The 10785-nt window shown below is 69.3% G+C and carries 7 protein-coding genes and 1 tRNA gene; 3 read left to right on the top strand and 5 right to left on the bottom strand.

Going from position 1 to position 10785, the window contains the following annotated elements:
• Positions 1–248 precede the first annotated feature (248 nt).
• Together VKH46_00435 and VKH46_00430 are read left to right on the top strand one after the other, a co-directional pair.
• Positions 249–1559: a hypothetical protein gene (locus VKH46_00435; GenBank protein HKB69281.1), complete on the top strand. Its 1311-nt coding sequence runs from the start codon at positions 249–251 to the stop codon at positions 1557–1559.
• 147 nt (positions 1560–1706) lie between these two features.
• A tRNA-Gly gene (locus tag VKH46_00430) sits at positions 1707–1781 on the top strand.
• A gap of 59 nt (positions 1782–1840) precedes the next feature.
• Here the strand turns inward: VKH46_00430 and gmd are convergent.
• Positions 1841–2908 (bottom strand): GDP-mannose 4,6-dehydratase, encoded by a 1068-nt coding sequence (gene gmd, locus VKH46_00425; protein HKB69280.1) that lies wholly within the window; start codon positions 2906–2908, stop codon positions 1841–1843.
• Between the two features lie 11 nt (positions 2909–2919).
• Entirely contained in the window at positions 2920–3885 is a 966-nt protein-coding gene (locus tag VKH46_00420) for a lysophospholipid acyltransferase family protein (protein ID HKB69279.1), read from the bottom strand.
• A gap of 31 nt (positions 3886–3916) precedes the next feature.
• On the opposite strand from VKH46_00420, the gene VKH46_00415 reads away from it, so the two are divergent.
• Entirely contained in the window at positions 3917–5362 is a 1446-nt protein-coding gene (locus VKH46_00415) for a radical SAM protein (protein HKB69278.1), read from the top strand.
• A 406-nt stretch (positions 5363–5768) separates the two neighbouring features.
• Here VKH46_00415 and VKH46_00410 read toward each other — a convergent pair whose 3' ends face one another.
• The 3 genes from VKH46_00410 to VKH46_00400 form a co-directional block, all read right to left on the bottom strand.
• Positions 5769–8936: an efflux RND transporter permease subunit gene (locus VKH46_00410; GenBank protein HKB69277.1), complete on the bottom strand. Its 3168-nt coding sequence runs from the start codon at positions 8934–8936 to the stop codon at positions 5769–5771.
• Positions 8933–10048, bottom strand: coding sequence for an efflux RND transporter periplasmic adaptor subunit (locus VKH46_00405; protein ID HKB69276.1), 1116 nt, complete (start codon positions 10046–10048; stop codon positions 8933–8935). The genes VKH46_00410 and VKH46_00405 overlap by 4 nt, the downstream gene beginning before the upstream one ends.
• Positions 10045–10785: TolC family protein (locus VKH46_00400; GenBank protein ID HKB69275.1), on the bottom strand; the 741-nt coding region annotated here is incomplete at its 5' end. The genes VKH46_00400 and VKH46_00405, both read right to left, overlap by 4 nt.

Raw genomic sequence — 10785 nt, 5'->3', positions numbered from 1 at the left:
AGGCGGCCGGTTTGACCGATCCGGCGGCGGAGCAGGCGTGGGTGGCGGTCGTCCGGGAGCTTCCGGCTGGGACGTTCGGCAACGTGGGGGCCGCGGGCGGCCCGGCGTTCCGTCTCGACAGCGCCGCCGCGCCGCTCCACTTTGCGCCGTAGCGAGAAGAGGGAGCCTTCGGCGGACGGGCGATCGCGGGCGGTGACCCGGCGCAACGGCTCCGTGGATCGCGGCTACCGCGAGAAGAGGAACCAACGATGAAGACGTGTAAGACGGTTTCCGTGCTGCTCGCCGCGATGGCGGCGGTGGTTCTCGTCGGGCTCGCTCCCCGCGCCGAGGGGATCGGCGTGAACAGCTCGCCGGAGGTGATCGGGACGGTTTCGACCCGACCGGGGTCGACGCTGCTCCTGCCGTATTTCGAGGTGGACCTCGCGCATCCGGCCGGCCGGACGACGCGGTTCTGGATCAACAACGCGTCGGCGACGGCGGTTTTGGCGCACGTGACGATCTGGTCGGACCTGGCGGTGCCGGTGCTCGCGTGGAACGTGTATCTGACCGGGTACGACATGCAGCACTTCGACATGCGCAACATCCTGAACGGAACGTTCCCGGCGACGGCGAGCGCGGGGCAGGATCCGACGGACAAGATCAGCCCGCACGGCGAATTCTCCCAGGACATCAATTTCGCGAGCTGCAACGGCCAGCTGCCGTTCACGCAGCTGGCGTCGTTCTACGTCGACTACATGCAGGCGTCGTTGACGGGTCAACTCGCGAGCTTCAACGGGAAGTGCGCGGGCACCCCGTCGTCCGGCCTCGCGCGGGGGTTCATCACGGTCGACACGGTCAACAACTGCACGCTCCGCTTTCCCGGCGATCCGGGCTACTTCAACCCGGGCGGGTCCGGGGACGCGACGGACCAGGACGTGATCTGGGGCGAGTACGTGTATGTCAACAGCGGCGCGCACGGCAACGGCGGGCACGGGGCGCCAATGGTGGCGATCAAGGCTTCGCCGACCGACCCGTTGACGACGACGGCGGGCAACTACACGTTCTACGGCCGCCTGGACTCGGCCCCGTGGAGCGCCGCGGACAATCGCGAGCCGCTCGCGACGAATTTCGCGGCGCGGTACGTCACCGGGGCGACCGACGTGATCGTGTGGCGGGACCCGAAGGTCGCCCAGCAGGGGTTCACGTGCGGGACGCTGCCGGACTGGTATCCGCTCGGGCGGGAGGGGCTGGTGCTCTTCGACGAACAGGAGCGCGCGACGGTGCGGGCATCGCAGTCGACGTCGCCGACGGTCAACGGAGCGGCGTTCCCGGCGGCGACGCAGAAGGTGCGGACCGGGGTGGGGCAGTTCCCGATACCGTACCAGTCGGGATGGATGTACCTGAACCTGAACACGACGGTGACGCCGCAGGCGGCCGGTTTGACCGATCCGGCGGCGGAGCAGGCGTGGGTGGCGGTCGTCCGGGAGCTTCCGGCTGGGACGTTCGGCAACGTGGGGGCCGCGGGCGGCCCGGCGTTCCGTCTCGACAGCGCCGCGGCGCCCCTCCACTTCACGCCCTAGGAGTTTCTGAAGAAGGCCCGCGGCGGGGACGAGCGCGGCGGGCTCGAATGACGAATGCCGCTTCGCGCTCGAGTCGCGAGACGCCGACCCGGGCGTCGTCTCCTTGACTCGCCGCGTGTCCTTGGCTATCTTTCCCCTTCGCCCTGAGCGGGAATAACTCAGTGGTAGAGTGCCACCTTGCCAAGGTGGATGTCGCGGGTTCGACCCCCGTTTCCCGCTCCAAAATCGTCGGTTTCAAGAGAGTCGGTACGATCGCGTGCCCGCCGCGGCGCCCGAAGCCTTCAGTCGGCTCGTGCGCCGATCCGCTCGGCCTCGGCCTCGCGCCGGGAGAGCTCGAGATCCGCGTCGGCCATCATCGCGACGAGCTCGGGGAAGCGCACCTTCGGTTCCCATCCCAGCTCTTTCCGGGCTTTCGTCGAATCGCCGACGAGGTGATCGACCTCGCTCGGACGGAAGTATCGCGGTTCCACCGCGATCCGCACGCGGCCGGTCGCCGCGTCGATCCCTTTCTCCTCCGCGCCCTCTCCTTCGAAGCGAAGTGAGATCCCGGCGCGGGCGAAGGCCGTTTCCGCGAACTCCCGCACGCTGTGGGATTCGCCGGTCGCGAGCACGTAGTCGGCCGGAGCGTCCGCCTGGAGCATCCGCCAGATGCCGTCCACGTAGTCGCCTGCGAAGCCCCAGTCGCGCCGCGCCCCGAGATTTCCGAGGAAGACGGTCTCCTGGAGCCCCCGGGCGATCCGGCCGGCCGCGCGGGTGATCTTCCGGGTGACGAAGGACTCTCCGCGCCGGGGGCTTTCGTGGTTGAAGAGAATGCCGTTGGAGGCGTGGAAGCCATACGCCTCGCGGTAGTTGACGGTGATCCAGTAGGCGTAGGCCTTCGCGACGCCGTAAGGGCTGCGGGGATGGAACGGCGTGTCCTCGTTCTGCGGCGACTCCCGGGCCTTCCCGAAGATCTCGGACGTCGAGGCCTGGTAGAAGCGAGGCGACATCCCGGCGTCGAGGATCGCGTCGAGCAGCCGCGTCGTTCCGAGGGCGTCGATCTGGCCGGTGTATTCCGGGAGTTCGAAGCTCGCGCGGACGTCGCTCTGCGCTCCGAGGTTGTAGACCTCGTCGGGCCGCGCCGTACGCAGGACGCGGCTGAGCGACGACGAATCGTTCAGGTCGCCGTAGTGGAGGAGGAGGGGCCCGTCGCCGCCTCCCTGCCAGTGGCTCAGGTGGTCGATCCGCGAACGGGCGATGCTCGAGGAGCGGCGGACCATTCCATGCACCTCGTACCCCTTCTCGAGCAGCAGCTCGGCGAGATACGAGCCGTCCTGTCCTGTGACGCCGGTGATGAGCGCGCGCTTCATCCGGTGCGATCTTACTTCGGATGTTCCGGCGGCCCGCCGGCGGCGGGCCAGAAACGGTAGAAGTTGAACCACTGGGCGGGCTCCGCGCGGACGACCTCCTCGACGCTGCGTGCGACCGCGCCCATGATCCGCGCCGCGTCCTCGTCGGGCGAGAGCCGGGGATCCGGATCGAGCGGCGGCGCGAGCACGCCGCGGTAGGTGCCGTCGGCGTTGCGCAGGAAGAAACAGGGGAGGATCGGGCACCGGCAGAACCGCGCCAGCAGCGCCGGGGAACGCAGGAAGGGCGTCGGCCTCCCGAAAAACGGCACGACGATCTCGTCCTCCGCGTAGGCGCGGTCGACGGCGAGCGCGACGACGCGCCCCGCCTCCACCGCCGACCGGACCCTGAGCGCGGTCCCGATCGTCGAGCCGATGTCGATCGACTCGACGCCGAGCCGCGCGCGGATCGAGAGCCGCATGGCGTGGACGGCGGGATCGAGCTCGGGCTGGCCGACCACCGCGGCGGGAAGGCCGACGGCGCGGATCGCCGCCGCCCCCATCTCCCAGTTGCCGACATGGGCGGACGCGAGCAGGAACCCGCGTCCCTGCCGGACGAGCCCCCGCAGCACGGCGGCGTCCCGTTCGAGGGTGGTCATCCGCGGCGCGAGCTCGGGCGCGCCCGAGCGGAGACGCCAGAGGTCGACGGTCGTCAGCCCGTACTGCCGGAAGACCTCCCGCGCGAGATTCCGGGCCGGCGCGCGGGGAAGACCGAGCGCGGTCTCGAAGTTCGCGGCGACGCCGCGGACGGTGCCGCGGAGCGTCCGGACGGCGATCGCGTTTCCGACAAAGGAGATCGCGCGGAGAACCGAGAGGGGGAGGCGCGTGCCGCCGTGGAGCAGCCCGCCGTAGACGGTCGTATTCGAGAGCCCGTGCGCGACCCATTTCCGAAGCCGGCGCGGACTCGCGGCGGGCTCCGGAGGCGGCGGATGCAGCGGCATGCGTTCAGTTTACAATCCGCGATCCAGGGCGATGAAGATCCTGCTGATCCGGCCCGCTCCGGGCAACGAGCGATTCGGCCTCGGTCCGTTCTTCCGCGTCGAGCCGCTCGGGCTCGAGTACATCGGCGCGGAGCTCGCGCGGCGCGGCCACGAGACGGAGATCGTCGACGCGCGATTCGAACCGGACGTCGCGCGCCGCGCCCGGCGCCTCGGCCCCGCGCTCGTCGGGATCTCGGGGATGCACGCGCTCGAGTACGATCAGGTGATCGGAGCGGCCCGCGCGGTCCGGCGCGAGGTCCCGGAGGCGTTCGTCGTCGCGGGAGGACACGCCGCGGCGGCGTACTCAGAGCCCCTCGAAACGCCCGATCTCGACGCGATCTGCATGGACGACGGAGAAGAGATCTTTCCCTCGCTCGCCGACGCGCTCGATCGCAGGCGGCCGGCCGCCGACCTCCCCGGCCTTCGCCTCCGCCGCGGATCCGAGTGGGGGACGACCGGACGCGTCGAGGACCGGCCCGCGCTCGACGCCGTGCCGATACCCGCGCGTGAGCTCGTCGCGCGCTACCGGAACCGGTATCACTGTCTCCTCTTCAAGCCCGTCTGGCTCGTCGAGACCGCCCGGGGCTGTCCCTTCCGGTGCAGCTTCTGCTCGGTGTGGCAGCTCTACGGGCGCAGCTTCCGCGAGCGGGCGATCGGGACGGTCGCCGACGATTTCGAGAGCGTCGGAGAGAACGTCTTCGTCGTCGACGACCTGTTCTGGAACCATCCCGCGCGCAGCCTCGAGCTCGCGAGAGAGCTCAGACGCCGCGGCGTGCGGAAACGGTGGATCCTCGTCCAGACCCGCACCGACCTCGTCTGCCGCCACCCGGACCTTCTCGCCGAATGGCGGCCGCTCGCCCGTGATTTCGACGTTTTCTTCGGTCTGGAGGGCGCCACCGACTCGGCGCTCCGGCACGTGACGAAGGACGCGACGGCGAACCAGAGCGTCGAGGCGGCCCGGATCGCCCGCGAGCTCGGTTACGGCGTGACCGGGAACTTCCTCGTCGATCCCGACTGGGGGGAGGAGAACTTCCGCGAGCTCTGGGAGTTCGTGGCGACGCACGGTTTCCAGCGCGCCGGGTACACGATCCTGACGCCGCTTCCCGGGACTGAGCTCTTTCGCCGGTACGAGGAGAGGCTGCAGGGACAGCCCTGGTTCAAGTTCGACATGAGCCACGTGCTCTGGGAGCCCCGCCTCGGCGCCCGTCGCTTTTTCGAGCTCTACGCGGAGACCTGGCGCCGGTCCATCCTGAACACGGCCGGGGAGAAGCGCTGGATCGACTGGATCCGCCAGGTCCGCCCTTCGCAGGTGCCGTACCTCGTCGCCGTGCTCGCGCGGACCCAGCGGATGATGAAGGCCGAGGCATACCTGCGCGAGCACACGGTGCGCCGGCGCGCCGGAGCGGTCGTCGTCGGCGCCGCCGTCGAAGGGGCTTAAACGCGTCTCGTTGCAGCGGACGCGCACCGCCGTGCGCGGCGCTGAATTCGGAACGGAGATCGAGCGGGTCAGACGAGAAACCGCGCCGGGCCGACACGAGCTCCCGGTCCCCGAGCTTGTGTCCCGTCCCGGGAATAGCGGCGGCGGCGCGCCTGTGGCTTGCGGACGAGGGCAAGACGCGTCGCGGGAGCAGATGCCGTTCGCATCGGGCCCGCGACGCAACGCCGCCATCGTTCGCAATGTACTGGCGCCCTACGGGTTCGGGCGGCGCGGGGCAATCTGCGGCGCCGCCGCGACGCGACGATGGCAACGCATCGCCATCATCGCGGCGACTGGCAGCTCACCCGGCGGCGCTCCGAACGCCGCCATCGTTATTCCCGGGACGGGACACCAATCCCGCGAGGGTTCAGTCCCTCAGCCTCAGCATTCCCGCCGCGGCCTCCCGCGCCGGGGGAGCCGGGGGCTCTCCGGGCCGGGGCGGCTCGCGCCTCCCGCGCGTCGCGCGCGGCCGTTGCAGCCGCTCGCGCAGCCCCTCCATCGAGACGTAGAAGACCGGCGTGACGTAGAGCGTCAGCAGCTGGGAGAAGATCAGGCCGCCGACGACCGCGAGGCCGAGCGGCCGCCGGGACTCGGCGCCCGCGCCGAACCCCATCGCGATCGGCAGCGTCCCCATCAGGGCCGCCATCGTGGTCATCATGATCGGCCGGAAGCGCACGACGCACGCCTCGTAGATCGCGTCGGCGGGCGCCTTTCCTTCGTTGCGCTGCGCCTCGATCGCGAAGTCGATCATCATGATCCCGTTCTTCTTCACGATCCCGACGAGCATGATGATGCCGACGAACGCGTAGATCGAGAGCTCCGTGTGGAAGATCAGCAGGGTGACGAGCGCGCCGAAGCCGGCGAACGGCAGCGCCGAGAGAATCGTCAGCGGGTGGATGAAGCTCTCGTACAGGATCCCGAGGACCATGTAGATCACGAGGATCGCCATCAGCAGGAGCATCCCGAGCCCCTGAAACGAGGACTGGAACGCCTGCGCGGTTCCCTGGAAGCTCGTCGTGACGGTCGCGGGAAGCACGCCGCGCGCGACCGCGTTGACCGCCTTGACGGCGTCGCCGATCGCCACTCCCGGCTTCAGGTTGAACGAGATCGTGACGGAGGGGAGCTGCCCCGTGTGCGTGACCTGCAGCGGCCCCACGCCCTGGCTGAAGCGAACGAGGGTCGAGAGCGGGACGAGGGCGCCCGAAGCCGAGTGGATGTAGAGCTTCGACATGTCGTCGGGATTGCTCTGGAACTCGGGCTCGAGCTCCATGATGACCTGGTATTCGTTGTTCGGCGCGTAGATCGTCGAGATCTGGCGCGTGCCGTAGGCGGTATAGAGCGCGTCCTCGATCTTCTGCGGCGTGATCCCGAGCGCGCTCGCCTTGTCGCGGTCGATCTCGACGTTGACCTGCGGGTTCGTCAGCTGCATGTCGCTCGTGACGTCCTGCAGCCCCGGCACGGTCCGCATCTTCGCCTCGAGGACGGGGGCGTAGCGGTAGAGCTCGCTCGTGTCGGGGTCCTGGAGCGTGTACTGGTACTGGCTCTTCGAGAGCGTGCCGCCGATCCGGATCGGCGGCGGGTTCTGGAGATACACGCGGATGCCGGGAATCCGGTCGAGCTTCGGCCGCAGCTCCTGGATGACCTGGTCGGCCGAGAGCTTCCTCTTCGAGCGGTCCTTGAGCTTGGCGAACACGATTCCCTGGTTCCCGTTGCTGATGTGCCCGCGCGGCCCGCAGGAAGAAAGCAGGTTTTCGACGTTCGGGTCGTGCAGCAAAACCGACGCCACCGCCTGCTGGTGCCGCTTCATCTCCGGGAAGGCGATCCCCTGGGCCCCTTCCGTGAAGCCGAAGATCTGCCCGATGTCCTCGCTCGGCAGGAACCCCTTCGGGATCTTCGCGAAGAGGAAGACGGTCGCGACGAGGATCGCGAGCGAGAACGCGAGCGTCGCGCGGCCGTGGCGGAGGACGAACGTCAGCGTCCGCTGGTAGAGCGCCAGCATCTTGTCGAAGACGCGCTCGGAAACCTGGTAGACGCGCCCGTGGCGCTCGTTCTTCTCGTGGGGGCGGAGGAACCGGCTGCAGAGCATCGGCGTCAGCGACAGCGAGATGAATCCGGAGAGGAGGATCGCGACGCCGATCGTCACCGCGAACTCGTGGAAGAGGCGGCCGACGATCCCTCCCATGAAGAGCACGGGGATGAACACCGCGGCGAGCGAGATCGTCATCGAGAGGATCGTGAAGCCGATCTCCTTCGAGCCGGAGAGCGCCGCCTGCATGACGGGTTCGCCCATCTCCATGTGGCGCACGATGTTCTCGAGCATCACGATCGCGTCGTCGACGACGAAGCCGACCGAGAGTGTGAGCGCCATCAGCGAGAGGTTGTCCATGCTGTAGCCGAGGAGGTACATCACCGCGAACGTGCCGGCGATCGACAGCGGGAGCGCGAGGCTCGGGATCACGGTCGCGGAGACGTTCCGCAGGAAGAGGAAGATCACCATCACGACGAGGCAGAGCGTGAGGAAGAGGGTGAACTTCACGTCGTGGACGGACGCCTTGATCGACTGCGACCGGTCGAAGAGGACGTGGAGCTTCGCGGCCGGCGGGATCTCCTTCTCGAGGATCGGCAGGAGCCGCATGATCGCGCCCGCGACCTCGACGGTGTTCGTCCCCGGCTGGCGCTGGATCGCGAGCGAGATCGATCGGTCGGTGTTGTACCAGGCCGCCGACTTGTCGGCCTCGACGCTGTCGACGACGCGGCCGATCTGGTCGAGGCGCACGGGAGAGCCGTTCTTGTAGGTGACGACGATCGGGCGGTAGGCCGCCGCCTCGTTCAACTGACCCGTCGCCTGGACCGTGAACGCCTTCGACGGGCCGTACAGGATGCCGGTCGGGAGGTTGACGTTCGCGTTCTGGACGGCGGTCGCGACCTCGTCGATCCCGATGCCGCGCGTCGCGAGGGCGTTCGGGTCGAGCTGGACCCGCACCGCGTACTTCTGCGGGCCGTACACCTGCACCTGCGCCACGCCGGGGATCGTCGAGATGCGCTGCGCGATGAACGTCTCGCCGTATTCGTCGAGCTGCGACAGGGGGAGCGTCGACGACGTCAGCGTCAGGTAGACGATCGGCGAGTCCGCCGGGTTCACCTTCTGGTACGAAGGGGGCGACGGCATCTCCGGCGGAAGGTGTCCGGAGGCGGCGGCGATCATCGACTGCACGTCCTGGGCCGCCGCGTCGAGGTTCCGGCTCAGGTTGAACTGGAGGGTGATCTGGGTCGTCCCCTGCGAGCTCGAGGAGCTCATGTTGTCGAGCCCGGCGATGGTCGTGAACTGCTTCTCGAGCGGCGTCGCGACGGCCGACGCCATCGTCTCGGGAGACGCTCCCGGCAGGCTCGCGGAGACCTGGATCGTCGGGAAGTCGACGTTCGGAAGGTCCGAGACCGGCAGGAGCCGGTAGCCCATGACGCCGAAAAGCAGGATGCCCACCATGACGAGGGTCGTCATGACGGGGCGTTTGATGAAGATCTCGGCGATGTTCATGAGACGGCCTCCGCCGATTTCTTGACTTCGACGCGGGCGCCCGGCGTCAGGCGGAGCTGTCCGTCGGTGACGACCTGCTCTCCCGGAGCGAGGCCCCGGGCGACGACCGTGATCGTCCCCTGCGTGCGCTCGACCGACACGGGACGCGACTCGACGGTCGAGTCCGGCTTGATCACGTAGACGTACGACCCGTTTTGCCCGGTCTGAACCGCCGGGGAGGGGACGACGACGGCGTCGGTCTCCGTGCGGAGGACGACGGTGACGTTGACGAACTGTCCGGGCCAGAGCGACTCGTCGGTGTTGGGGAAGGTCGCCTTGGCCGTGATGGTGCCGGTCGACGAATTGACCGCGTTGTCGACGAACGTCAGCTCGCCCTGGCGGGGATGCGCGGGGTCGGCCGGGGACGCGGCGGAGACGGCGAGCGGCCGCCCGCCGGGCGGGCGCCTCAGGGCCTCGAGGGCGGTCTCGGGCGGGGCGAACGTGACGTACACGGGCTCGATCTGGTTGATCACGACGAGCGGGTTGTCGTCGTTGGCCTTCACGACGTTGCCGGGATGGACGAGGAGACTCCCGGTGCGTCCCGCGATGGGCGCCGCGATCGTGCACCAGGAGAGCTGGAGACGCGCGTTCTCGATGGCGGCTTCGTCCGCCTTGACGGTGCTCGCGAGCGCCTCGGCGTTGGCCTTCACCTGGTCGTACTGCTCCCGGGTGACGTAGTCCTTCTGCACGAGTCCCGCATAGCGGTCGGCGTCGGCGGCGGCGTTCTTCGCCTGCGCGCGGTCCCGGGCGAGGTTCGCCTGCGCCTGCGCGAGCGCGGCTTCGAACGGCCGGGGGTCGATGCGGAAGAGGACGTCCCCCTTGCGGACGTTTTGCCCTTCGCGGAATCCGACGGAGAGCAGCGTGCCGCCGACCTGCGACTTGACGGCGACGGTCGAGAACGCCTCGACGTGGCCGATCGCCGTCACCTCGACCGGGACGTTCCGGCGCTCGACCTTCGCGGAAGTCACGGGGACCGCCTCCGGCGGAGGGGGAGCGGCCTTGCGGGCGCAGCCGGAAATCGCGAGAGCGGCGGCACAGAGGACAGAACCGGCGAGGGCGGGCTTCCATTTCATGGCGTTTCCTTCATCTCGAAAGCGGGCCCCGCCGATCCTTTCGGAAGCGGGCCGAGGGCTCCGGTGTCGTGGGCGAGCTGCGCGAGGCTCTGGAACCAGTCGGACCGCGCCTGCACGTCCTGGGCCCGGGCATCGGCGAGGTTGCGCTGCGACGTGAGCAGGTCGAGGATGCTCCCGACGCCGGCACGGTAGCGGCCGGCCGTCACTTCGGCGGCCTGCCGGGCGCTGTCGAGGAGGTCGCGCGCGGTCCGCACCCGCTGCGCGGCGGTGTTGACGGCGAAATAGCTCGTCCAGACCTGGAGGACTACCTGCTGCTCGAGCGTCTGCGCCTGCCCGGACGCGGCGAGGGCGTCCTCGCGTGCCTGGCGGACCTCGAAAGCCCGGCGGCCCCCGTCGAAGAGCGGGAGCGAGAGCTGCAGACCGCCGGAGTACGTCGTGCGATACGGGATGCCGGACGGGCTCGCGTACGAGAGGCGGCTCGCGTTCCCGAACGCCGAGACGACGGGAAGCCGCTCCGCGCGAACCGTCCCGATGTGGGCGCGCGCCCGTTCCGCCTCGGCCCGCGCGGCGCCCAGGTCCGGCCGGTCCTTCTGCGCCTGGTCGATCAGGCGGTCGATCGAGTCCCCGAACGTCTCGACGTCGACGTCCTGCGGGAGGTCGGCGATGTCGACCGGGATGTTCGCCGGGACCCCGAGCGCGGTCGCGAGCTCGCCCCGGATCGTCTGGATCTGGCCCCG

The sequence above is a fragment of the Thermoanaerobaculia bacterium genome, from assembly GCA_035260525.1.
Taxonomy (GTDB): domain Bacteria; phylum Acidobacteriota; class Thermoanaerobaculia; order UBA5066; family DATFVB01; genus DATFVB01.
Note: the sequence above shows the minus strand (reverse complement) of the source record. Positions and strands in the feature narration are given on the sequence as shown.

Excerpts from the sequence above, each read along its gene's own strand:
- VKH46_00420 (HKB69279.1), bottom strand. The coding sequence starts at position 3,885 with ATGCCGCTGCATCCGCCGCCTCCGGAGCCCGCCGCGAGTCCGCGCCGG.
- VKH46_00405 (HKB69276.1), bottom strand. The coding sequence starts at position 10,048 with ATGAAATGGAAGCCCGCCCTCGCCGGTTCTGTCCTCTGTGCCGCCGCT.
- VKH46_00435 (HKB69281.1), top strand. The coding sequence starts at position 249 with ATGAAGACGTGTAAGACGGTTTCCGTGCTGCTCGCCGCGATGGCGGCG.
- VKH46_00410 (HKB69277.1), bottom strand. The coding sequence starts at position 8,936 with ATGAACATCGCCGAGATCTTCATCAAACGCCCCGTCATGACGACCCTC.
- VKH46_00415 (HKB69278.1), top strand. The coding sequence starts at position 3,917 with ATGAAGATCCTGCTGATCCGGCCCGCTCCGGGCAACGAGCGATTCGGC.
- gmd (HKB69280.1), bottom strand. The coding sequence starts at position 2,908 with ATGAAGCGCGCGCTCATCACCGGCGTCACAGGACAGGACGGCTCGTAT.